Source organism: Planomonospora antibiotica, assembly GCF_014647955.1.
Classification (GTDB): domain Bacteria; phylum Actinomycetota; class Actinomycetes; order Streptosporangiales; family Streptosporangiaceae; genus Planomonospora; species Planomonospora parontospora.
In genome coordinates this window covers 65,497-86,258 of the sequence record NZ_BMQE01000013.1, presented here as the reverse complement: position 1 = coordinate 86,258, position 20,762 = coordinate 65,497, and the positions used below count along the sequence as shown (strand labels likewise).

The window sequence follows — 20,762 nt, the reverse complement described above, 5'->3', positions numbered from 1 at the left end:
AGGTCAGGCGGACCCGACCAGCTCGCCGAACCTGGCCTTCACCCGGGCCAGGACCTCGTCGGGGTCGGCGGCCCAGACGTCGGCGTTGAAGATCTCCACCTCGATGTCGCCGGTGTAGCCCGCCGCGGCCACGGCCGCGGTCAGCGGCGCGAAGTCGATCACGCCGTCGCCCATCACCCCCCGGCCGAGCAGCACGTCCTGCGGGAGCGGGTGCAGGAAGTCGCACACCTGGTAGGAGGCGATCCGCTCCCCGGCCCGGGCGATCTGCTCCAGCACCTGCGGGTCCCACCACACGTGGAAGGTGTCGACGACGACGCCGACCTGCTCTGCCGGGTGCCGCTCGGCCAGGTCCAGCGCCTGCCCGAGGGTGGACAGCACGGCCCGGTCGGCGCAGTACATCGGGTGGAGCGGCTCCAGGGCCAGCCGCACCCCGCGCTCACCGGCGTACGGCGCCAGTACGGCCAGCGCCTCGGCGACCCGCTCCCGGGCCCTCGCGAGATCGCGGTCGACCACCCCGAGCGGCTCCGCGGGGACCACCCCGGGCAGCCCGCCGACCACCATGACCAGGCACGGGGCGCCCAGCGCGGCCGCCTCGTCGATCGCCCGGCGGTTGTCGTCCAGCGCGGCGGCGTCACCGGAGGTGAGGAAACCGCCCCGGCAGAGCGACGACACGCGCAGTCCGGCGTCGGCCACCAGCTTCACGGTCTCGTCGAGGCCCTGCGCGGCGACGTCCTGCCGCCACAGGCCGATGGCCTCGACGCCGTGCCGTACGCACCCGTCGACGGCCTCGGCCACCGACCAGCGCTTGGTCGTCCACTGGTTGAGGGACAGGCGGTTCCCCGCCGGTGTCGCAGCCCCTGTCGCAGCCCCTGTCACAGCCCGTGCACCTCCAGCAGCGAGCGCATGCGGCGCACGGCCAGTTCGGGGTCGCTGAGCAGGCCCGCGGCGTCGGCCAGCCGGAACACCTCGGCCAGGTGCGGCAGCGACCGGGCCGCCTGGGCGCCGTTGACCATGGCGAACGCGTCCTGGTGGCCGTTGAGCCAGGCCAGGAAGACGATGCCGGTCTTGTAGTTGTAGGTCGGCGCCTCGAAGATCTTCCGGGAGAGCGGGACCGTCGGGGCCATGATCTCCTCGTAGCGGGCGAGGTCCCCGGCGTCGAGCGCCGCCAGGGCCGCGGAGGCCGCCGGGGCGATCGCGTCGAAGATGCCCAGCAGCGCGTGGCTGCCCGAGGCGATCAGCGACGGGTAGTTGAAGTCGTCGCCGGTGTAGAGCTTCACGCCCTCCGGCAGCGCCGCCCGCAGCCCGATCTCGTGCTCGGCGTCCAGCAGCGAGACCTTGACCCCGTCCACCGCCGCCGCGTGCCCGCGGATCAGCTCCAGGAACGAGGCGGTGGCCTCGGCCACGTCCCGCGAGCCCCAGTAGCCGGCCAGGTTCGGGTCGAACATCTCGCCGAGCCAGTGCAGGATCACCGGCCGGTCGGTCTGCGAGAGCAGCTTGCCGTAGACCGCGTGGTAGTCCTCCGGGCCGCGCGCGATCCGGGCGAGCTGCCGGCTGGCCATCACGATGACGCCGGCCCCGGCGCCGCGGACGGTCTCGATCTGCTCGGTGTAGGCGGCCGCCACCTCGTCCAGCGTCCCGGCGTCCGGGGCGTGGTCGGTGCCCGCCCCGCAGGCCACCAGCGCGGCCGGGTCGCCGAACTCCGCCGCCTCGGCCGCGCTGCGCCGGATGAGCTCGCTCGTGGCGGCCCAGTCCAGGCCCATGTTGCGCTGCGCGGTGTCCATGGCGTCGGCGACGCGCAGGCCGTACGACCACAGGTGGCGGCGGAAGCGCAGCGTGGCGTCCCAGTCGACGGCGGCGGGGGAGCCGGGGGTGTTGTCGCCGAGCGGGTCGGCGACCACGTGGGCGGCGGCGTAGACGATCCGGCTCTGCGGCGGCCCGGCGGGCCGCTCCCAGACCACCGGCTCGCGCAGGGTGTGCTCCCCGCCGGGGAGCACGATGCGCGTCACGGCTCCACCGGCAGGCGGCGGCCCTCGGCGGAGGAGCGCAGGCCCAGCTCGGCGAGGCGGACGCCGCGCGCCCCGGAGGCGAAGTCGTAGGGGAACGGCGCGTCCTCGACCACGTGGCGGACGAACATCTCCCACTGGATCTTGAAGCCGTTGTCGAACTCGGCGTTGTCGGGCACCTCCTGCCAGTCGTCGCGGAACCGCGCGGTGACGGGCAGGTCCGGGTTCCAGACCGGCTTGGGGGTGGTGGCCCGGTGCTGGATGCGGCAGTTGCGCAGGCCGGCGACGGCGCTGCCGTGCGTGCCGTCCACCTGGAACTCCACCAGCTCGTCGCGGTTGACGCGGACGCTCCAGGAGGAGTTGATCTGCGCGATGATCCCGCCCTCCAGCTCGAAGACGCCGTAGGCGGCGTCGTCGGCGGTGGCGGGGTAGGTCTCGCCCCGCTCGTCCACGCGCTCGGGGATGTGGGTGGCGGTCTGGGCGTAGACCGAGCGGACGCGGCCGAACAGGTTCTCCAGCACGTAGGCCCAGTGCGGGAACATGTCCAGCACGATGCCGCCGCCGTCCTCGGTGCGGTAGTTCCACGAGGGGCGCTGGGCGGTCTGCCAGTCGCCCTCGAAGACCCAGTAGCCGAACTCGCCGCGCACCGAGAGGATCCGGCCGAAGAAACCGCCGTCGATCAGGCGCTTGAGCTTGAGCAGTCCCGGCAGGAAGAGCTTGTCCTGCACGACGCCGTTCTTGACGCCCCGGGCCTCGGCGGCCTCGGCCAGCGCGACGGCCTCCTCGACGGTCTCGGCGGTCGGCTTCTCGGCGTAGATGTGCTTGCCGGCCTCGATGGCCTTGAGCACGGCCTTGACGCGGGCCTGGGTGACCTGGGCGTCGAAGTAGATCAGGTTCTCGTCGGAGGCCAGGGCCGCGTCGAGGTCGGTGGTCCATTCGGCGATGCCGTGGTCGGCGGCGAGCTTCTCGAGCTTCTCGGCGTTCCGGCCCACCAGCACCGGCCTGAGCAGGACGCGGCTGCCGTCGGACAGTGCCACGCCGCCCTGCTCGTTGATCGCCAGGACCGACCTGACCAGATGCTGGCGGTAACCCATGCGGCCGGTGACACCGTTCATCACGACACCGATGCTTCGGGGGGACATTCTCTCTGAGCCTCCTATGGAAAGCGCTTTCCAGGCCACTGTACGGCAGTCGCCACCACCGGGGCAACCACCTGCCGGAGAGGTGGGAAGAGGAACGGGCGAGCCGCCCGCACCCGCCTGCGACGGGGCCCTACAGTCGTGCCCAGGGCTGGTGTTCCCGGCCGGCCCGGACCGCAACCCGCAGACCGTCCCGCCAGGAGGAGGCATGCCGGTCTTCATCGCCCGCCTTCTCGCCCGGATAGGGCTCCTGGGGACGTGGTGGACGCCAGCCGCCCTGCTCGCGGTGGTCTACGTGACGAGCTGGCCGCTGATGGCGCTCGCCGAACCGGAGGGCAGCGCGGTCGCCGCGCCGGCCGGCTACTGGTGGTACTTCGTGGTCACCACCGCCACCGTCGGGTACGGGGACCTGCGTCCGGAGTCGACCGCGGGCCGGGTGGTCGGCACGTACGTCATCGTCGGCGGCATCGCGACGCTGACGACGGTCTTCACCAAGCTGGCGAAGACACTGGAACGGGCGAAGGGGAGGCGGATGCGGGGTGCCGTCACGGTGGACGTCTCCGGTCACGTCGTGCTCCTCGGCTACACGCCGGGCAGGACCGAGCGCATCGTGGACGAGCTGATCGACGACGGCCGACGCGTCGTCCTGTGCGCCTGGGACGACGTGCCCGCCAATCCCATGCCCGACCGCAAGGCCACGTTCGTCCGGGGGGACCTGAGCGATGGCGCGGTGCTGAGCCGGGCCGGGGTGCAGCGGGCGCGGAGCGTGCTCGTGGACGTCCGCGACGACAACGAGGCACTGGCCGTCGCGGTGACCGTCGGCCACGTCGCCGGGCACGTCCACCTGGTCGTCACGCTGCGCGACCTCGGCAGGGAGCGGCACCTGAGATACGTGGACGAGACCGTGCGCTGCGTCCAGTGGCACAGCCCTCACATGATCACGGAAGAGCTGAAGCATCCCGGTATCACCGAGGTCTACGCCGAGCTGATGACCCACGACGGCGCCGGCACCTACTCGGTACGGCTCCCCGAGCCGTTGGGACCGGTCCTGGTCGAGCACTGCCAGACCGTGCTCGGCCGCAAGGGCGGCGCGACCATGCTCGCCGCCCGCGCCGGCGGCGAACTGCTGGTCAACCCCGGCTGGCGGACCGAGCTTCCTCCCGGGGCGGTGCTCTACTACGTCGGCTCGCGCCGGCTGACCCCTGAGTGGATCGCCCGGGCCCTGCGCGGGCGGCAGACGGAGGACGGATGAGACGGTGGTTGCCGCTGGTCGCACTGGCGGCCGCTCAGTTCGTCATGGTCCTCGACCAGTCGGTGATGAACGTCTCGATCAGCGCCCTGGTGGACGACTTCGACACGACGGTCCCCACGATCCAGGCCGTGATCACTCTCTACTGCCTGGTGATGGCCATGCTCATGCTCACCGGCGCCAAGATCGGTGACATCGTCGGCCGCCGCCGGGCCTTCGTCGCCGGCCTGGTGATCGCCGTCGTCGCCGTCCTCGTCCTGCTCGCCACCGTCCGGCCCGACCTGGCCGGTACCGTCTTCGCCGTCTCGATGGCCCTGCTCGGCGTGGGCATGGGACTGGTCGTCTCACAGCTCGGCAACGTGGTGCAGTCGTCGGTCGACGCCACGGGCCGGAGTGAGGCCGGCGGCCTGCAATACACCGGCTGCCGGCTCGGCTCCTCCCTCGGGGTGGCACTCATCGGCGCGATCGTGCTGGCGGGCCTGACCGGTGTGTTCGTTTCGAACATCCGGGCCGACGACCGCATCGCTCCTGAGGTCTCCGCCCAGGTCGGCGTGGCGGTCGAGTCGGGTGTGGATTTCGTCGCCACCGACCGGGTCCGGACCGCCGCGCAGGAGGCCGGTCTCGACCAGGCAGCCGCCGAGGCTCTCGTCGACGACTACCAGGACGCCCAGATCCAGTCGCTCAAGGCCGGTCTGCTCGCCGCGGCGCTCCTCGCGCTGGTCTCTTTGATGTTCACCCGAGAGCTGCCGCACGTGACGCCCTCCCTCGTCGCGACCGCCGCTGAGCCGTGACGGTCTCGGCGAGCCGGGAGAGCTCTCACCGCGCGACCTGGAAGAGGGCGGTCAGCCCTCGCCGGTGGCCTCCAGGCGGGCCAGCGCGTCGACCACCGGACCGACGGCCAGGGCGATCTGCCACTCCCGGGCGCCCAGCCCGCGCAGCCGGGCCGCGACGGTCTCCGCGTCGACGACCGCGGGCGGCTCCCAGGTCAGTCGGCGTACGGCCTCCGGCTGCAGCAGGTTCTCCGTCGGCATGTGGTGCTCGTCGGCGAGAGCGGCGATCGCGGCCCTCGCCGCGGCGAGCCGCCGGGCGGCGACCGGGTCGCGGTCCATCCAGCGGTTGGCGGGCGGCGGCCCGTCTCCGGGGGCGCTGGGCTGAGGTAGTTCGGACTCCGGCAGGGCGCGGGCCCTGGTGATCGCGGCCAGCCAGTCGCGCAGGTGCTTGCGGGCGCTGCGACCGGTGAAGGCGGGGATGTCGGTGAGGGCCTTGGTGGTGCGGGGCAGTTCCAGGGCGGCGGCGACGATCGCCGAGTCGGGCAGGACCCGGCCCGGCGCCAGGTCGGCCTCGCGGGCCAGGGAGTCGCGGAGGGTCCACAGCTCCCGGACCACGGCCAGCCCGCGCAGCGCGCGCACCTTGTGGATCCCGGAGGTGCGCCGCCACGGGTCGGTGCGGGGCCCCGGTGACCGGTGGGCCAGCACCGCGGCGAACTCCTCCTCGGCCCAGGCGAGCTTGCCGCTCGCCTTCAGCTCCTCGTGCAGGACGTCCCGGAGCTCGATCAGGACCTCGACGTCGAGCGCGGCGTAGCGCAGCCAGTCCTCCGGCAGCGGGCGGGTGGACCAGTCGGCGGCGGAGTGGCCCTTCTCCAGCCGGAGGCCGAGGACGTTCTCCACCATCATGCCGAGGCCCACCCGCTCGTAGCCGAGCAGCCGCCCGGCGAGCTCGGTGTCGAACAGCGCGCGCGGGCGGAAACCGAGCTCCGCCAGGCAGGGCAGGTCCTGGGAGGCGGCGTGCAGCACCACCTCGGCATCGGCCAGCGCCGCGTCCAGCTCCGACAGGTCGGGGCAGCGGATCGGGTCGATCAGCGCGCTGCCCGCACCCGCCCGGCGCAGCTGCACCAGGTAGGCGCGGCCGCTGTAGCGGTAGCCCGAGGCCCGCTCGGCGTCCACGGCGACCGGCCCGGTGCCCTCGGCGAAGGCGCGCACGACGCGCGCGAGGCCGGCCGGGTCCTCGATGACGGGAGGGATGCCTTCTCGAGGTTCCAGCAGTGGAACGATCGTCGTCTCGTCGGTCACGTTCTGAAGGACTCCGGATCTTCGCGACGGCGCGGCGGCAGGGTCGCCACGTCGGGGGGCAGGGGGGGGATGCCCGCCGCCAGGCACATCAGGTCGCACCAGGCGGCGACGTGGCCGGAGAGGTCCTCCTCCAGGGGGGACCAGGAGGCGCGCAGTTCGAGCTCCGTGGTCACCGGGTCCTCGGACTTGTTGCCGAAGCCCTCGGAGACGGCCCGGGTGACGGTGCCTCCGGCGGCGGCGTAGCCGGCGGCGTGCGCGTCGAGCGACTCGGTGAGCCAGCTCCACGCGACGGGACCGAGCAGCGGGTCCTCGGTGATCTCCGGTTCCATGTCCGCCCGGACGTAGGCGACCAGCCGGAACTGGCCGTCCCAGCCCCGCTGGCCGTCCGGGTCGAAGAGCACGATGAGGCGCCCGACCGCGAGCTCGTCGTCGTCGCGGTAGACCGAGGCGCCGAGGGCGGCCGAATAGGGGGCCAGGCGCTGGGGTGCGGGGATGTCCTCCAGCTCGATCTCCGGCCTGACCTCGGTCAGGCGGAGGCTCGCCACCGCACGCCGGAAGGCGGCGGGAACGGGCGGCGCATCACCGACGGTCATATCGGAAGCGTAGGTCGAAACTGAGCGCACGGGGACCATCGGGGTGTTCGTGGGAGCCATCGGAGTCGATCAAACCGAAGCCATCGGGCGGTGGGGAGCGTGCGCGGCGCCGACGGGAACCCCCGGCGTCCCGGGCCGGCCTGGGGCGGAGCCGAGCAGCAGTGCGTGCCCGCACGCGGAGCAGGCCCACTCGGGGCACTCGCCCGCCCCGTGGCCGTCCGGGCAGGGAGGCTGCTCGAAAACCCGCTCGGCGGCACAGGAAGCGCAGTGCTCACCGCGGCGTTCGGGTGAATTCCACATCGTGGTCATCGCACACGGCCTTTCGTCGGGTCGTGGTCCGACGTTGGCACGTCGCGCCGACAATTCCGCGCAACGTGCTCGGCGTGTCCCCAAAGTGGTGCCGGAATCGATGCCGCGCGGTGATTGACGAACATTTGGACCGGCCGGGGGCCGACCCTGGTTCGCCGATGGGAGGAACTGTACCCGCAAACATGATCGCTCCGTGCCGTCTCGCGAGATCGGAGGCCTCCGGCCGCCGGCTTTCCTCGGGACTCCGGCCGAATCCCGGCGGACGGGAAGCCCGGCTCGGGGAGGACCGCCCCGGCACGGTCACCGATGTCCGTCCGGGGCCTTTCCGGGGGTGATGTCACTCGTTGACCGGTATTTCGGCCGGGCCGCGCCACCTGGGACTTGGTGCGCGGACCGGCCGGGGGGCATGGCACCCTGGGAGGGTGAATCCCGAGCTTGCCGACTCCCCGTTCCTGCGCGCCTGCCGCCGCCAGCCCGTCCCCCGCACGCCGGTGTGGTTCATGCGCCAGGCGGGCCGCTCGCTGCCCGAGTACCGGGCCGTGCGCGGCGGGGTGCCCATGCTCACGGCCTGCGCCACCCCCGACCTGATCGTGGAGATCACGATGCAGCCGGTGCGCCGCTACGGGGTGGACGCGGCCATCTTCTTCAGCGACATCGTGGTCCCGCTCAAGGCGATCGGGATCGACCTCGACATCAAGCCCGGCGTCGGACCGGTGATCGCCGACCCGATCAGGGACGCCGCCGCGGTCCGGACCCTGCGCCCGATCGAGCCCGACGACGTCTCCTACGTCACCGAGGCCGTCCGGGCGCTCACCGGCGAGCTCGGGCCGACGCCGCTCATCGGTTTCGCGGGCGCGCCGTTCACCCTCGCCTCCTACCTCATCGAGGGCGGCCCCTCCAAGAACCACGACCACACCAAGGCGATGATGTACGGCGAGCCGCAGCTGTGGCACGCCCTGATGGACCGGCTGACCGAGATCACCCTCGGCTTCCTGCGTGTCCAGGCCGCCGCCGGAGCCTCGGCCCTCCAGCTCTTCGACTCCTGGGTCGGCGCCGTCGCCCCCGACGACTACCGCGAGTTCGTCCTCCCCTACGCCGGCCGCATCTTCGCCGGCCTGGCCGACCTGGGCGTCCCGCGCATCCACTTCGGCGTCGGCACCGGAGAGCTGCTCGGCCTGCTCGGCGAGGCCGGAGCCGACGTGGTCGGCGTCGACTGGCGCGTCCCGCTCGACGAGGCGGCCCGCCGCGTCGGCCCCGGCAAGGCGCTCCAGGGAAACCTGGACCCGGCGACCCTGCTCGCCCCCTGGGAGGTCGTCGAGCGCAGGGCGGGCGACATCCTCGCCCGCGGAGCCGGGGCGGAGGGCCACGTCTTCAACCTCGGTCACGGCGTGCTGCCGGGCACCGACCCCGACCAGCTGGCCCGCCTCACCGATTTCGTGCACCGGGCGTCGGCCCGCTGACGTCCCCCGGCGGCCGGTCGGAGGGTACGGGGCCGGAAGACGCCGGGCCGGGAGGCACCGGGCCGGAGGGCGTCCGAGGCGCGTCCGGAGGTACCGGGCCGGGAGGCACCGGGCCGGGAGACGCCGGGCCGGAGGGCGCGGACGGTCCCGGGCGCCTCCTGCGGCTGCGGCGCAGCCCGAGGGCGATCGCCAGCCAGACCGGGACGATCACGAGCAGCCAGGGGAGCAGCGCACCGAGAACCGTCAGCCCGACCTTGACGGTGGTGACGAAGGCGTCCCAGCCCGCCTCCAGACCGCTGAGGAAGCCGCCGGGCTCCTCCTCCGGAGGTTCGGGCGCCTCGGCCACCGGGCCGATCAGGCTCAGGGTGAGCGTCGCCATGCCGGTGAGCGAGGCGAGCTTCTTCTGCCGGGCCTGGAGCGACTCCAGCTCCGCCTCCCGGTTGGAGATCTCCCGCTCGACCTCGAGCACCTGGCCGATCGTGTCCGCCCGCTTCAGCAGCGCGCGCAGCGAGTCCAGCGCGGACCGCGCCGACTTCAGGCGGCTCTCGACGTCGGCGATCTCCTCGGTGACGTCCTCGGTGTTCTGCTGGACCGACTCCCGCTTCCCCAGTTCCTTGCCGAACCGGTCGACGACGCCGGGGTAGCCGGCGGGCGGGATCTTGAAGACCAGCGTGGAGGAGGCCTCGCCGCCGCCGAAGGCGTCCGACTTCTCCTGGGAGAGATAGCCGCCGGCCGCGGTGACGATGCGCTTGGCCGTCTCCGCCGAGGCGGCCACGTCCTCGGCGCGGACGGTCATCTGCGCGGTGTAGACGATGGCCCGCTCGGTCGGGACCGCCTTCACCTGCTCCGTCTGCCGCCGCTCGCCCCCGGCCTCGGCGGGCGAGGGGGCCTCGGCGCTCTCCGCGCGGTCGAACCCCGCCTCGCCGGAGCCGCCGCCCCGGGCGGAGGCCGGCGCCGGCGCGCCGGCGTCACTCACGGAGTGCGTCTCCGACGCGCCGCAGGCCGACGCGAACAATGCCAGGCCCACGAGAGGAACCACCAGGCGCGGGCCGTACCGGAATCTGGTCATGCATCTGGAGACGGGCATCCGGGAGCGCGGGTTCGGCGGAAGGGGTCACGATGCCGTCACGTTCTCCCCGGCGGCGGGCCGCGGGGAGCGGCGGGCGGCGCCGGGCGGCGCGGCCGGGGCAGGACGCGGACGGCCGCCGGGGAGCGGTACGGTCAGGAGTCATGGAAGGGAACCGGAGCCATGTGGTGGTCGTCGGCGGCGGGATCGCCGGCCTGGCCGCGGCGTGGCACCTGCGGCAGGGCGGCGCGGACGTCCGGGTGACCGTGCTCGACGGCGCCGGGCGGATCGGCGGCAAGCTCCACGCGAGCGAGGTGGCCGGGGTCGCGGTCGACGCCGGGGCCGAGGCGATGCTCCTGCGGCGGCCCGAGGGCAGGGACCTGGCCAGGTCGGTCGGGCTCGGCGAGGAGCTGCGGCACCCGGGGGACGCCCAGGCGGCCCTGCTGGTCGGCGGGGTGCTGCGGCCGATGCCGAAGGGACAGGTCATGGGCGTCCCGTCCGACCTGCTGGCCCTGGCCCGGTCGGGCGTGCTGAGCCCCGCGGGACTGGCGAGGGTGCCGCTGGACCAGATCATGCCGGCCACGCTCGTCACCACCGACGTCTCGGTGGCCGCCTACGTCCGCGCCCGGATGGGCGGGGAGGTGGTGGACCGGCTGGTCGAGCCGATCCTCGGCGGCGTCTACGCCGGCCGGGCGGAGGCCCTCTCCCTGGACGCGACGATGCCCCGGATCGCCGCGGTCGCCCGCTCCGAGCGCTCCCTGCTCGCCGCCGCCCGGAAGATCACCGCTGAGACGCCCAAGGACGCCGGTCCCGTCTTCGCCACCCTGCGCCGCGGCATGGGCAGCCTGCCCGAGGCCGTCGCCGCCGCCTCCGGTGCGGAGATCAGGACCGGGGTGATGGTCCGGGAGCTGCGCCGCGCCGGGAGCGGCTGGCGGCTGGTGGCCGGGCCGGTGCCCGACCCCGAGGTCATCGAGGCCGACGCGGTGGTCGTCGCCGCCCCGGCGCCCGCGGCCGGCCGCCTGCTCGCGGCCGAGGTGCCCAAGGCCGCGGCCGAGCTGGCCAGGATCGAGTACGCCAGCATGGCCATCGTCACCCTCGCCTATCCGCGGGTGGCCTTCCCGCAGGCTCCGGCCGGCAGCGGCTACCTGGTGCCGGCGGCCGAGGGCCGCCCGGTCAAGGCCGCGACGTTCAGCTCGGTCAAGTGGCCGCACCTGGCCGAGGCCGACCCCAACCTGGTCGTGCTGCGCTGCTCGATCGGCCGGCTCGGGGAGGAGGCGCTCCTGCAGCGCGACGACGCCGAGCTGGTCGCCCTGGCGATGGCGGAGGCGGCCGAGATCCTGGGCGTGCGGGGCCTGCCCCTGGACTCCAGGGTCACCCGCTGGGGCGGCTCGCTCCCGCAGTACAACGTGGGCCACCTGGACCGGGTCGCGCGCATCCGCGCGGCGGTCGCGGCCCAGCCCGGCCTGGCCCTGTGCGGCGCGGCCTACGACGGCGTCGGCATTCCCGCCTGCATCGCCACCGCGCGTACGGCGGCGGCCCGGGTCCTGGACCACCTGGCCTCCCGGCAGAGCGGTTCCTCCGTCGCCTGAGAGGCGGCCGGGAGCGGCCCGGAGGGGAGGGCCGGGGAAGGGCGCGAGGTCCGGGAGGCCGTTCCCCGCCGGACGGACCGGGCGTCCTCCTCGCTAGATTTGGGGGGCGGGGGAAGCAGAGTTCCTGATGAGAGGGTGAGGACGACGGACGAGAAGCAGCGGCCCAAGGCGCGTGACCTGAACCAGGTGATCCGCTACACGATGTGGTCGGTCTTCAGGCTGCGCGACGGCTGCCCGGGCAACCGGGAGGGCCTGGCCGGCGAGGTCGAGGACCTCCTGGCGCAGATGGCCGAGAAGGACGTCGTGACCCGCGGCGTCTACGACGTGGGCGGTTTCCGCGCCGACGCCGACTTCATGTTCTGGTGGCACGCGCCGACCGCCGAGGACCTGCAGGAGACCTACTCGCGGTTCCGCCGCACCGACCTGGGCAGGCTGACCGAGCCGGTCTGGTCGGCGATGGCGCTGCACCGCCCGGCGGAGTTCAACAAGTCGCACATCCCGGCGTTCCTCGCCGAGGAGGAGCCGCGGGCCAACGTCTGCGTCTACCCGTTCGTCCGCTCCCTGGAGTGGTACCTCCTGGACGACGCCGACCGCCGCCGGATGCTCGCCGAGCACGGCCGGATGGCCCGCGACTACCCCGACGTGCGGGCCAACACCGTCGCGTGCTTCGCCCTGAACGACTACGAGTGGATGCTCGCCTTCGAGGCCGACGAGCTGCACCGCATCGTCGACCTGATGCGCACCCTGCGCGGGGCCGAGGCCCGGCGGCACACCCGGGAGGAGATCCCCTTCTACACCGGCATCCGCAAGCCGGTGAGCGAGCTGGTCAACGCCCTGCCGTGAACCGCTCCGCGGTGACCCGGCGGTGACTCCGGGGTGAAAGGCAAAGCCCTGCCGGAAACCGGCGGCCTCGTGCCAAAATTTTGTCATACTCAGGAAAAATCTCCCGAGTGCGAGGTCAAGGTGACCAAGGGCGAAGGTCTGGTGCGTTCCGGGCGGCACAGGGGCGGCCACCGCAGGAAGAGGTCCCGGCGGTGGAGCCGGGAGGCGTCCGTGGGGGCCGCGGCCCTGGCGGTCGCCGTCGCCGGGATCGTGGTCGTGAGCTCGTCGTCCGGAGAGGCTCCGGCCGCCGGCGGGAAGACCTCGCAGAGGGGCCCCGCGGAGGGGGGAGCGGCGCCGGAGACGGCCGCGGCGCTCCCGCGGGCGGGGGCCCCCGGCCGGGCGGAGACGGACGGACGGCGGGCCCCGATGGTGACCGCGGGACTCGACGGCGCGGGCTCGGGTGCGCCCACCGGTGATCCGGGCGGTGCGGCGCGGGAGTCCGCGGCCGAGGAGCCCGGTACGGAGAAGACCGGGACCGGCGCGGCCTCGGAACGGAAGAAGCCCGCCGGGGCCGGCGAGGCGGACGCCGGGAAGCCCGGGACCCGTGAACCCGGGGGCGGGAAGTCCGAGAAGGCCGAGAAACGCGAGAAGGGCGGGTCGGCCGAGGAGGTCGAGGCGGCGGGCCGGTCCAAGCACACCGACACCAGGGCCGTCGCGTACTTCCAGCGGAGCAAGGCGGCCAAGCGGGTGAAGGACATCCGCATGGTGGGGGGATACCTGCGGATATACACCGACCTTCCGGAGTCGGCGGACAACTCCAAGCAGGCGATCGAACTGTGCGAGACGGGCCTCGACTATCTCGCCGAGGAGGTCGGGGAGGACGCCCCCGTGGTCTTCGTCCAGGCGGAGTTCGGCGAGAACGGCAACCCGGTCCTGGCCAACGTGCTCGGCCCGGACGACTCCACCTGCCGGGTCACCTACCCCAAGCCGGGCCGGTAAGGCCCCCGTCCGCATCGCCAGGACAGGTCCGCGTCGCACGTCGCGGACCTGCGACGCCTGCGGGCACCGCGCCGCCCGATCGGGAGAGCCGATCCCGGCTCCGCCCGGACACCTCCTCGCCCGCACGGAGCAGGGCGTCAGAGGATCCTGACGCGGGTCTTGCCGCACATCGTGCAGCGCTGGGTGACCACCCTGCCGATGGTCTCGATGATCTCCCACCTGTGGCGGAGATGCACGGGGGCTCCTCGGGAGAAAGATCACTCTATGGAGATCCTTGCGCACTGTGCGTAGTAGTTTTTACCCGCACCAGGGCAGGCATTCACCCGCCTGCGCGGGTGAATGCGGGAAGTCCCGGGTGTCCTCCGGAGAACCGGTCGGGGCCGCGGCTACTCGGCGGGCTCCAGCCTGAGCGAGACGGAGTTGATGCAGTAGCGGTCGTCGGTGGGCGTGGCGTAGCCCTCGCCGTGGAACACGTGGCCGAGATGGGAGTCGCAGCGGGTGCAGCGGACCTCGGTGCGGACCATCCCCAGGGAGCGGTCCTCGATCAGGGTGACGGCCTCGGACGCCGAGGGCTCGTAGAAGCTGGGCCAGCCGCAGTGGCTGTCGAACTTGGTGTCCGACCGGAACAGCTCGGCGCCGCAGGCGCGGCAGCTGTAGACGCCCACGGTCTTGGTGTCGACGTACTCGCCGGTGAAGGGACGCTCCGTGCCCGCCTGGCGGAGCACCTGGAACTCCTCGGGGGAGAGCTGGGCGCGCCACTCGGCATCGCTCTTGACCACCTTGTCCATGCCATGACTCTACGCGAACGCCGCCGCCGGAAGAAAAATCTTGGAGGGCGAAGCACCCTGGGACGCCCGATCCGGCGTCCTTGTTGACGTGGGGGGTTTTCACCTCCCAGATGAGGGATGAGATCATCCGTCCGGCCGTCCCGAGGATCAACGGGACGGTTCGAATGCCGCCGGCCGGGCGGCGCGCCAGCGCCCGGGAGCGGAGAGCGGGACGGATGATCGCGGTCCGTCCCGTCGAGAGCCCGGTCCCGCCGCCGCGGCGACTCCGGGACGGACCCGTCCGTCCGGCGCCACCGTACGGATAACCGGGCCGACCGTACGGATAACCGGGCCGGACGGCAAAGTCTGCGTCTGATTCGGGTAAACGATGGGCCGCCTCCCGACGGCGGCGCTTGCCTCCCCCTCCGCCGGTTCGCGAAGCTCGGCCGTGCATCGAAGACACGAGGAACACATCGGCACCGGGGGCAGAACTGTGGCGGCTATCGCAGGAGCACGACGTCTCGCGGCGGTGGGCGCGGTGACGGCCTTCTCGTTCGGGGGCGCCGCCCTGGCGGTCGGGATCGGTACGGCCGCCGCCCAGGCGTCCCCGGTGGACGGGCGGGCCGTGCCGACCACGTGCGAGACGATCCTGCCGCCGTGCGACTCCCGGCCGGGCGGCGCCGCGGGACAGGCGGTGGGACAGGCCGGGGGGCGGGCCCGGGGAGACGGCGGCCGGGAGACGCACGGTCCCGGTGGGGGAGCGTCGAGCCGCCAGGACGACGTGTGGGCGGGAGCGCTGGGCTCGGGTTCCACCTCGTCGGAGGCGCACGCCCCCGGTGGAGACGGCGATCGGCCCGAGGACGCGTCCGGCGGCGGGGTGAAGGAGGCCTCGGGCGTGTCCCGGCCGGAGAAGACCGCCGGCGGGAAGCCGGCCGCGGACGAGGGCACAGACGAGGGCATGGACAAGGGCACGGACAAGGGCAAGGGCACGGGCAAGGGCACGGACAAGGGCACGGACAAGGACTTCACCGAGAAGGGGTCGAAGGGGTGGCCGGGGAAACCGGTGGCGCCCTCCACCGGATCCTGGCCGACCGCTCCGGGCGGGGGCGGCTCGGGCGGGTCCGGCCAGAGCTGGACCGCCGTGCCGGGTGAGACGGTCTCCAGGGCCCCGGCCTCCCTGCCCGCCTCGTGGGACCCCAGGGCGGACGAGCGGCGCAGGATTCCGGAGGGCGCCCCGCAGACGGGCGGCGGGGGCCTCGCGCCGAAGGCCCGGTCCGGTGACTGGCCCCTCGCCGCGGGCGGTGCGGCGCTGCTGCTGGGAGCCGGGCTGGCGGGCCTCGCCGTACGGGGCCGCCGGTCGGGCGAAGCGTAACCGGTGCCGTCCACCGGGCGGCGGCCGGCGCTCGGGGCGGCGGCGCTGGCCACCGGGGCCGGGGTGCTGCTGTGCGGGCTCGGCGTCGGCCGCATCCTCTCCGAGGAGGGCGCCCTCTCCGGGCCGGCCGGACAGCCGGCGCCGCCGGCGGAGGTGTCGTCGGCCGCGCCGCCGGAGGCCGTGTCGCGCCGCCCGCTCGTGCCGGTGGCCTCCGGCGGATCGCTGGCGTACACGTTCGCCCGGCCGCTGAAGAGGTCCGTGCCGCTGACCGTGCACATCCCCAGGATCGGGGTGACGGCCCGGTTGATGCGGCTGGGTCTCGGGGCCGGGGGCGCCATCGAGAACCCGCCCCTGCACCCTCCGGACCTCGCCGGCTGGTACGCCGGCGGCCCGGCTCCCGGCGAGCGCGGCCCCGCCGTCATCACGGGTCATCTCGACACCCGCACCGGGCCCGCCGTCTTCGCCCGCCTCGGCAGGCTCAGGCGCGGCGACCAGATCCAGGTGCTGCGCCGGGACGGCTCCGTGGCCGTCTTCGCGGTCGACGCGAGCGAGCTCGCCGCCAAGGACGCCTTCCCCACGGCCCGCGTCTACGGCGACGTGGACTATCCCGCCCTCCGCCTCGTCACCTGCGGCGGCGCCTTCGACCACGAGACCCGTAGCTACACCGGCAACACGATCGTCTACGCCCACCTCGCGCGCGTCTACCGCCGCGCCTGAGGCCGTCCGCGCACCTCCGCCCCGCACGGCGGGGCGGAGCGGTCACGGCTCCGGCAGGTACGGCATGAGCCGGCCCTCGGAGGCGAACCGGGCCAGCCGGGTCGGCGGCTCCTCCACGGCCAGGGAGGCGACGGCGGCCGGGGTCACCGCCGCCGGTCGCGCTGCTGTCCGCTCTTGGCGAAGGCGAAGTTCACCGCGATGATGCCGACCCAGATGATCGCGAGCACGGAGTCGACGTCGTCCAGGGCGATGGCCAGGCCCACCGTCGACGGCACGCCCAGGGCGAGGGAGACGATCGCGAGTGCGAGCCGCTGCCCGGCGGCCACGGAGGGGCGGACCGCGGGGGAGTGGGCCGCGAGCCGCTGGTCCACCCGCCGGTCGATCTCGGCGTCCATCTTCTCCAGGAAGCCCTCGACCAGGGAGTCCTCGAATTCGGGGCCGAGCTCGCGCCGGGCCTCGACCGCCGCGCGCAGCTCGTCGCCGGGTGATGATCTATCCATGGTCGAGATATATCGTTTGTAGTCGGTAATGTCCATGGAATTCACGAAGAAGACCGGACATATCTGGTGAACAGGAAGCCGTCCTCCTCCAGGACGTGGGCCAGCCGGAGGCGGGTGAGCACGTCCGGGCCGTCCAGGACCCGGGCGGCCGACCCGCCGACCAGCATCGGGCTGACCGTCAGGCAGAGCTCGTCCACCAGGTCCGCCGCGGCGAGCTGGCCGTTGATCCGCGCCCCGCCCTCGCACAGCACCCGGCCCAGCCCCCGCTCGGCGAGCTGCCCGAGTGCCGCGGCCAGGTCCACCCGGTCGTCCCCGGCCACGATCACGTCGGCGCGCCCGGCCGCCCGCGCGCGCCGGTCCGCCGGAGCGGCCCCGCAGGTGACGACGATCGTGCGCGCGCCCGGCTCCGCCTCGGTGAACAGCGGGGAGTCCAGGTCCAGCTCCAGGCTCCGGGTGACCACGGCGATCGCCGGGGCGGCGGGACGGCCCTCGCGCAGCGCCCGCCAGGACTCCCGCGGCCGGGCCGGGCCGTACCCCTCGCTGCGGACGGTCTCGGCCCCGGCCAGGATCACGTCGGCCAGCCCGCGCAGCACCCCGAAGACCCGCCGGTCGCCCGTGCCGGACAACCCGCCGGACAGGCCCTTGAGCCAGATCCCGCCGTCGGCGCTGGCCACCATGTTGACCCGCACGCACCGCGGTCCGGGATAGGCGTAGGCGAGCGCGAGATCGGCGTCGGCGTCGGTCCCGGAGGGGGGAGCGGGGTGCAGGAGGCGCATCCCCCCACCCTGGCACAGCCACCGGTCGATAACGGATTCGGCGCCCCTGGTGACTTCGGGGACCCGCCGTCACATGATTTTCCTGAAGATCAGGGAGGGCTGCATGGGGCTGGTCGCGATCGTGACATGGTCGATCACCGCGATGGTCGGGATCTACCTGCTGTACCTGTGGCTGTCCGGCGGCGGCCTGCGGCAGCAGGCGACGAAGGTCACCCGGTTCCCCACGGCGCTGGTCTTCGCCCACCCGGTCCTGGCGGTCTCCGCGCTGGGCTGCTGGATCGCCTACGTGCTCACCCTCCAGCGGTTCCTCGCCTGGCTCTCCTTCGGCGTGCTCTCGGCCGCCGCGCTGCTGGGCTTCGTCATGTTCACCCGCTGGCTGGGCGGCGGCCGCCACGCGCGCGGCGCCGAGCAGAGCTTCCCGGTGCTCGCGGTGCTGCTGCACGGCCTGGCCGGGGTGACCACGTTCGTACTGGTCCTGCTCACCGCCACGGTCGCGACGGGCCGCTAGCTCCACCGCGGTCCGACGGGCCGCGGCCGGGAACCGCCCGGCCCGCACCGGCCGCCCCGCCCGGTGCGGGCGCTCACCCCGGGGCGGTCCTGGCGCAGCGGAGGATCTGCATCGAGCGCGCGGTCACCGCGATCACGGACTCCGGCGGCCAGAACTCGTCGGGGAACGGCTCGTCCCGGAGGGCCTCGTCGGCGGTGTCCAGCACCGTCCGCCACGCGGAGCCGTAGCGCGCGTCCGGGAGGGTGAAGGTCATGTCCCCGTGGTGGGCGTTGATCAGCAGCAGGAACGAGTCGTCCACGATCCGCTCGCCGCGCGGGCCCGGCTCGGTGATGGCGTCGCCGTTGAGGAAGACCGCCAGCGACTTGGCGTAACCGGTGTGCCAGTCGGCCGCCGACATCTCCGTCCCCGCCGGGGTGAGCCAGACGATGTCGCGCACGCCGTCCGGGGCCGGGCGGCCGTGGAAGAACCGGCGGCGCTGCAGGACCGGGTGCCCGCGCCGGAGCTCCGACAGGACCCGGACGAAGCCGAGCAGGTCGGCCTCGGTCCCGGCCAGCGACCAGTCGATCCAGGAGACCTCGTTGTCCTGGCAGTACGCGTTGTTGTTGCCGTGCTGGGTCCGGCCGATCTCGTCGCCGGCGACCAGCATCGGCACGCCCTGGGAGATGAACAGGGTGGCCAGGAAGTTGCGCCGCTGCCGGCGGCGGAGCCGTACGATCGCCGGGTCCTCGACCGGGCCCTCGGCGCCGCAGTTCCAGGACCGGTTGTCGTCGGTGCCGTCGCGGTTGTTCTCCCCGTTGGCCTCGTTGTGCTTGCGGTCGTAGGAGACCAGGTCGTTCAGGGTGAACCCGTCGTGCGCGGTGACGAAGTTGATCGAGGCCACCGGGCGGCGGCCGGAGGTGGCGTACAGGTCCGCCGATCCGGTCAGCCGGGAGGCGAACTCCGGCAGCGCCGAGCCGTTGCCCCGCCAGAAGTCGCGGACCGTGTCGCGGTACTTGCCGTTCCACTCGGTCCACAGCGGCGGGAAGTTGCCCACCTGGTAGCCGCCCGGCCCCACGTCCCAGGGTTCGGCGATCAGCTTCACCTGCGAGATCACCGGGTCCTGCTGGATCAGGTCGAAGAAGGCGCTCAGCCGGTCGACGTCGTGCAGCTCGCGGGCGAGCGCGGAGGCCAGGTCGAAGCGGAAGCCGTCCACGTGCATCTCCAGGACCCAGTAGCGCAGGGAGTCCATGATGAGCTGGAGCGCGTGCGGGGAGCGGACGTTGAGGGAGTTGCCGCAGCCGGTGTAGTCGAGGTAGTAGCGCCGGTCGCCGTCGTGCAGCCGGTAGTAGGCGGTGTTGTCGATGCCCCGGAAGGAGAGCGTGGGCCCCATGTGGTCGCCCTCGGCGGTGTGGTTGTAGACCACGTCGAGGATGACCTCGATGCCCGCCTCGTGCAGCGCCTTGACCATGGCCTTGAACTCCAGCACCTGCTCGCCGCGGTGGCCGCCGGCGGCGTAGCCGTTGTGCGGGGCGAGGTAGGAGATGGTGTTGTAGCCCCAGTAGTTCGTCAGCCCCCTGGCCACCATCGCGTGCTCCGGCACGAACTGGTGCACCGGCATCAGCTCCACCGCCGTCACGCCCAGGCTCAGCAGGTGGTCGAGGACCGCCGGGTGGGCCAGCCCGGCGTAGGTGCCGCGCTGCTCCTCGGGGACCGCGGGGTGGCGCATGGTGAGCCCGCGCACGTGCGTCTCGTAGATCACGGTCTGGTGGTACGGCGTGCGGGGCGGCCGGTCGGCGCCCCAGTCGAAGAACGGGTTGACCACCACGTTCTTCGGCATGAAGGGGGCGCTGTCGTAGTCGTTGCGCGCGGCCGGATCGGTGAACCGGTAGGAGAACAGCGCCTCGTCCCACGACAGCTCGCCGTCGATCGCCTTGGCGTAGGGGTCGAGGAGGAGCTTGGCAGGGTTGCACCGGTGCCCCTGGGACGGCTCGTAGGGCCCGTGGACGCGGTAGCCGTACCTCTGCCCGGGCATCACGCCCGGCAGGTAGCCGTGCCAGACGAACCCGTCGACCTCGGGCAGGTCGACGCGCTCCTCACGCCCGTCCTCACCGAACAGGCAGAGCTCCACCCGCTCGGCCACCTCGGAGAACAGGGCGAAACCGGTGCCCACGCCATCCCACGTGGCACCGAGCGGGTACGGCTCTCCCGGCCAGACTTCGCGCATGTAACCCCATTCTCCTCCAGTCGGGCCTCCCGCGCAGGGTGCGCCTGCCTTTTCCGCCCTGCACCGCCGTACCGGCGGACCGGTACGGCGGGCGGGGCGCGGAACGCGGTCGCCGCCCGCACGGGGGCGCACACGACCGCGGGAGCGCGGGAGCGCGGCGGTCAGCTCAGCAGTTCGGCGTTGAGGCTGATCGTGGTGCCGGCCAGGGCCTTGCTCACCGGGCAGTTGGCCTTGGCCGTCTCGGCCGCGGTCTGGAACTGCTCGGCGCTGATGCCCGGGACGTGGGCGCGGACCGAGATGACGATCCCGGTGATGCCCTCACCCGGCTGGAAGGTCACGTCGGCCTTCGTCTCCACCGACTGCGGCGGCGTGCCCGCCTGGGCCAGCCCGTGCGACAGGGCCATCGAGAAGCAGGACGAGTGGGCGGCCGCGATCAGCTCCTCCGGAGAGGTCTTGCCGCCCGGCTGCTCGGCCCGCGAGGGCCAGGACACGTCGAACGTGCCCACGCCGGAGGAGTCCAGCGCGACCGTGCCGGAGCCCTCCATCAGGGAACCCTTCCACTGGGTCGTCGCGGTACGGGTCGTCGCCATGGCGATGTCCTTTCGATCGATCAATGTTCAT

The 20,762-nt window shown here is 73.3% G+C and carries 20 protein-coding genes; 9 read left to right on the top strand and 11 right to left on the bottom strand.

Features of this window, described 5'->3' with window-relative positions; all coding sequences use genetic code 11:
* Positions 1-3 precede the first annotated feature (3 nt).
* The 3 genes from IEZ06_RS14825 to IEZ06_RS14815 are packed head-to-tail and all read right to left on the bottom strand — an operon-like array spanning position 4 to position 3,145.
* Complete coding sequence (locus tag IEZ06_RS14825; protein ID WP_189237274.1) at positions 4-876, bottom strand: sugar phosphate isomerase/epimerase family protein; 873 nt, start codon at positions 874-876, stop codon at positions 4-6.
* Complete coding sequence (locus IEZ06_RS14820) at positions 873-2,006, bottom strand: dihydrodipicolinate synthase family protein (RefSeq protein WP_189237273.1); 1,134 nt, start codon at positions 2,004-2,006, stop codon at positions 873-875. The genes IEZ06_RS14825 and IEZ06_RS14820 overlap by 4 nt, the downstream gene beginning before the upstream one ends.
* Complete coding sequence (locus IEZ06_RS14815; protein WP_189237272.1) at positions 2,003-3,145, bottom strand: Gfo/Idh/MocA family protein; 1,143 nt, start codon at positions 3,143-3,145, stop codon at positions 2,003-2,005. The genes IEZ06_RS14820 and IEZ06_RS14815 overlap by 4 nt, the downstream gene beginning before the upstream one ends.
* Positions 3,146-3,350: 205 nt before the next feature.
* On the opposite strand from IEZ06_RS14815, the gene IEZ06_RS14810 reads away from it, so the two are divergent.
* Both IEZ06_RS14810 and IEZ06_RS14805 read left to right on the top strand, forming a co-directional pair.
* Positions 3,351-4,394: an ion channel gene (locus IEZ06_RS14810; protein WP_189237271.1), complete on the top strand. Its 1,044-nt coding sequence runs from the start codon at positions 3,351-3,353 to the stop codon at positions 4,392-4,394.
* Positions 4,391-5,182, top strand: coding sequence for an MFS transporter (locus tag IEZ06_RS14805; protein WP_189237270.1), 792 nt, complete (start codon positions 4,391-4,393; stop codon positions 5,180-5,182). The genes IEZ06_RS14810 and IEZ06_RS14805 overlap by 4 nt, the downstream gene beginning before the upstream one ends.
* Positions 5,183-5,233: 51 nt before the next feature.
* On the opposite strand, the gene IEZ06_RS14800 is transcribed toward IEZ06_RS14805, so the two are convergent.
* A complete protein-coding gene (locus tag IEZ06_RS14800; protein ID WP_189237269.1) occupies positions 5,234-6,460 on the bottom strand; it encodes a ribonuclease D in 1,227 nt (408 codons plus the stop codon).
* Complete coding sequence (locus tag IEZ06_RS14795) at positions 6,457-7,053, bottom strand: DUF3000 domain-containing protein (RefSeq protein WP_189237268.1); 597 nt, start codon at positions 7,051-7,053, stop codon at positions 6,457-6,459. The genes IEZ06_RS14800 and IEZ06_RS14795 overlap by 4 nt, the downstream gene beginning before the upstream one ends.
* A 731-nt stretch (positions 7,054-7,784) precedes the next feature.
* Between IEZ06_RS14795 and hemE the strand changes: the two genes are divergently transcribed.
* Positions 7,785-8,822, top strand: a complete 1,038-nt coding sequence (gene hemE / locus IEZ06_RS14790; protein ID WP_189237267.1) for a uroporphyrinogen decarboxylase — start codon at positions 7,785-7,787, stop codon at positions 8,820-8,822.
* Here the strand turns inward: hemE and IEZ06_RS37175 are convergent.
* Positions 8,788-9,798: a DUF4349 domain-containing protein gene (locus IEZ06_RS37175; RefSeq protein WP_268245602.1), complete on the bottom strand. Its 1,011-nt coding sequence runs from the start codon at positions 9,796-9,798 to the stop codon at positions 8,788-8,790. The genes hemE and IEZ06_RS37175 overlap by 35 nt on opposite strands.
* A 254-nt stretch (positions 9,799-10,052) precedes the next feature.
* On the opposite strand from IEZ06_RS37175, the gene hemG reads away from it, so the two are divergent.
* The 3 genes from hemG (at position 10,053) to IEZ06_RS14770 (ending at position 13,298) form a co-directional block, all read left to right on the top strand.
* Positions 10,053-11,477 (top strand): protoporphyrinogen oxidase, encoded by a 1,425-nt coding sequence (gene hemG, locus IEZ06_RS14780; RefSeq protein WP_189237265.1) that lies wholly within the window; start codon positions 10,053-10,055, stop codon positions 11,475-11,477.
* Positions 11,478-11,612: 135 nt separating this feature from the next.
* Positions 11,613-12,320 (top strand): hydrogen peroxide-dependent heme synthase, encoded by a 708-nt coding sequence (gene hemQ, locus IEZ06_RS14775; RefSeq protein WP_068895965.1) that lies wholly within the window; start codon positions 11,613-11,615, stop codon positions 12,318-12,320.
* Between the two features lie 210 nt (positions 12,321-12,530).
* Positions 12,531-13,298, top strand: a complete 768-nt coding sequence (locus IEZ06_RS14770) for a hypothetical protein (protein ID WP_189237264.1) — start codon at positions 12,531-12,533, stop codon at positions 13,296-13,298.
* A 386-nt stretch (positions 13,299-13,684) separates the two neighbouring features.
* Here IEZ06_RS14770 and msrB read toward each other — a convergent pair whose 3' ends face one another.
* Positions 13,685-14,086, bottom strand: coding sequence for a peptide-methionine (R)-S-oxide reductase MsrB (gene msrB / locus IEZ06_RS14765; RefSeq protein ID WP_189237263.1), 402 nt, complete (start codon positions 14,084-14,086; stop codon positions 13,685-13,687).
* 472 nt (positions 14,087-14,558) lie between these two features.
* On the opposite strand from msrB, the gene IEZ06_RS14760 reads away from it, so the two are divergent.
* Together IEZ06_RS14760 and IEZ06_RS14755 are read left to right on the top strand one after the other, a co-directional pair.
* Positions 14,559-15,437, top strand: coding sequence for a hypothetical protein (locus IEZ06_RS14760; protein ID WP_189237262.1), 879 nt, complete (start codon positions 14,559-14,561; stop codon positions 15,435-15,437).
* Positions 15,438-15,440: 3 nt separating this feature from the next.
* The gene (locus tag IEZ06_RS14755; protein WP_189237261.1) at positions 15,441-16,154 is read left to right on the top strand and encodes a class F sortase; all 714 of its coding nucleotides are present in this window, start codon (positions 15,441-15,443) and stop codon (positions 16,152-16,154) included.
* A gap of 143 nt (positions 16,155-16,297) precedes the next feature.
* Here the strand turns inward: IEZ06_RS14755 and IEZ06_RS14750 are convergent, their stop codons facing one another.
* Entirely contained in the window at positions 16,298-16,654 is a 357-nt protein-coding gene (locus IEZ06_RS14750) for a hypothetical protein (RefSeq protein WP_189237260.1), read from the bottom strand.
* Between the two features lie 41 nt (positions 16,655-16,695).
* The gene (locus IEZ06_RS14745; RefSeq protein ID WP_189237259.1) at positions 16,696-17,430 is read right to left on the bottom strand and encodes a dihydrofolate reductase family protein; all 735 of its coding nucleotides are present in this window, start codon (positions 17,428-17,430) and stop codon (positions 16,696-16,698) included.
* A 73-nt stretch (positions 17,431-17,503) separates the two neighbouring features.
* On the opposite strand from IEZ06_RS14745, the gene IEZ06_RS14740 reads away from it, so the two are divergent.
* Entirely contained in the window at positions 17,504-17,938 is a 435-nt protein-coding gene (locus IEZ06_RS14740) for a hypothetical protein (RefSeq protein WP_229798155.1), read from the top strand.
* 73 nt (positions 17,939-18,011) lie between these two features.
* Here IEZ06_RS14740 and glgX read toward each other — a convergent pair whose 3' ends face one another.
* Together glgX and IEZ06_RS14730 are read right to left on the bottom strand one after the other, a co-directional pair.
* Entirely contained in the window at positions 18,012-20,141 is a 2,130-nt protein-coding gene (gene glgX, locus IEZ06_RS14735) for a glycogen debranching protein GlgX (RefSeq protein ID WP_189237258.1), read from the bottom strand.
* Positions 20,142-20,302: 161 nt separating this feature from the next.
* Positions 20,303-20,731, bottom strand: coding sequence for an OsmC family protein (locus IEZ06_RS14730; protein WP_068895948.1), 429 nt, complete (start codon positions 20,729-20,731; stop codon positions 20,303-20,305).
* Between the last annotated feature and the right edge of the window lie 31 nt (positions 20,732-20,762).

Excerpts from the sequence above, each read along its gene's own strand:
- IEZ06_RS14805 (WP_189237270.1), top strand. The coding sequence starts at position 4,391 with ATGAGACGGTGGTTGCCGCTGGTCGCACTGGCGGCCGCTCAGTTCGTC.
- IEZ06_RS14745 (WP_189237259.1), bottom strand. The coding sequence starts at position 17,430 with ATGCGCCTCCTGCACCCCGCTCCCCCCTCCGGGACCGACGCCGACGCC.
- IEZ06_RS14740 (WP_229798155.1), top strand. The coding sequence starts at position 17,504 with ATGATTTTCCTGAAGATCAGGGAGGGCTGCATGGGGCTGGTCGCGATC.
- IEZ06_RS14795 (WP_189237268.1), bottom strand. The coding sequence starts at position 7,053 with ATGACCGTCGGTGATGCGCCGCCCGTTCCCGCCGCCTTCCGGCGTGCG.
- IEZ06_RS14815 (WP_189237272.1), bottom strand. The coding sequence starts at position 3,145 with ATGTCCCCCCGAAGCATCGGTGTCGTGATGAACGGTGTCACCGGCCGC.
- glgX (WP_189237258.1), bottom strand. The coding sequence starts at position 20,141 with ATGCGCGAAGTCTGGCCGGGAGAGCCGTACCCGCTCGGTGCCACGTGG.
- IEZ06_RS14750 (WP_189237260.1), bottom strand. The coding sequence starts at position 16,654 with ATGGATAGATCATCACCCGGCGACGAGCTGCGCGCGGCGGTCGAGGCC.
- IEZ06_RS14730 (WP_068895948.1), bottom strand. The coding sequence starts at position 20,731 with ATGGCGACGACCCGTACCGCGACGACCCAGTGGAAGGGTTCCCTGATG.
- hemG (WP_189237265.1), top strand. The coding sequence starts at position 10,053 with ATGGAAGGGAACCGGAGCCATGTGGTGGTCGTCGGCGGCGGGATCGCC.
- IEZ06_RS14810 (WP_189237271.1), top strand. The coding sequence starts at position 3,351 with ATGCCGGTCTTCATCGCCCGCCTTCTCGCCCGGATAGGGCTCCTGGGG.
- msrB (WP_189237263.1), bottom strand. The coding sequence starts at position 14,086 with ATGGACAAGGTGGTCAAGAGCGATGCCGAGTGGCGCGCCCAGCTCTCC.